The organism is Erwinia sp. MYb416 (assembly GCF_037479575.1).
GTDB lineage: Bacteria > Pseudomonadota > Gammaproteobacteria > Enterobacterales > Enterobacteriaceae > Erwinia > Erwinia rhapontici.
Map to the genome: position 1 here is coordinate 1 of NZ_JBBGYT010000402.1, position 1,001 is coordinate 1,001.

The window sequence follows — 1,001 nt, forward strand, 5'->3', positions numbered from 1 at the left end:
CTTTCGGACAGGGGGACGGTATCCACCAGTCTGATGGATAGTGGGCATGATCGAAGAATGGTATCTGTCGAACATTCTGGCGATATCATGCAGGGAATCCCCTTGCTTATATCTGTCCCAGATAATCGCTTTCTGTTCTGGCGTGTAGTTAATTCGAGTTCTTCGTTTCATGGTAACGTCCCCCCTTGATTAAGGATAGCGTTGCATCGATCCGTTGAACTCACAGCACAAAGCGGCCTGTCATACCTCATTAAGACACAGGCCTAGCGTAGGATATTTTCCGTTTTCCAAGCGGACCCCAAAAAGGATGTCGTGGAGACAGCAACGTCATCATAACGCAGGGGAGTGAGAGGGCGAACCTGGGGTTCAGGCTCGCCCATGCCCATTAATCGTCTTCGTCATCATCCAGTTCGACCGGAGAGGTGAAACCGTCAGGCTTGATCGCCAGCAGGTCACAGCGCAGATGGTCAATGACCTGCTCGGCGGTATTCCCAAGGAACGCTGCCGACAGCCCGGTACGGCCTATAGTGCCGAGCACCACCACACCCGCATCCAGGTGTGCGGCCAGTTCCGGGATCACCTCTTCAGGTAGTCCTTTCTCCACATGGGTGAACTTCTCATCAATACAGAATGACTGACGCAGCGCCTTCATTGCCACCAGATGCTGACCACGGATGGCATCGTTGTAGACGCTCGGATCAAAGTCTGGCAGCTCAATGGCGATATTGATTGGTGTAACAGGGTAAGCGCCGACCAGATGCACTTCCGTATGGTTAACCCGTTCGGCCAGCTCCAGCGTTTCTCTGACCAGTTTGCTGTTTAACGGATCGTGATGTGGCTCTTCGCTGGCGAGGTTTACCGCCACCACCGCCTTGCCGCCTTCCGGCCAGGCCTGATCTTTGACCATCCAGACCGGGCACGGGCATTTGCGCAGCAGGTGCCAGTCGGTTGGGGTAAATACCACCGCCTGTAAGCGGTCATGCTGGTGGGCCATCTTAATC

Annotated in this window: 1 protein-coding gene and 1 pseudogene; both read right to left on the minus strand. The window is 54.5% G+C overall.

Translation table 11 applies throughout. The features are described 5' to 3' along the window. A pseudogene (locus WH277_RS05575) lies at nucleotides 1–171 on the minus strand (IS30 family transposase); the annotation flags it as partial. Between the two features lie 214 nt (nucleotides 172–385). Continuing rightward, a partial coding sequence (gene uspE / locus WH277_RS05580) for a universal stress protein UspE (protein WP_339504908.1) occupies nucleotides 386–1,001 on the minus strand: 616 nt, incomplete at its 5' end.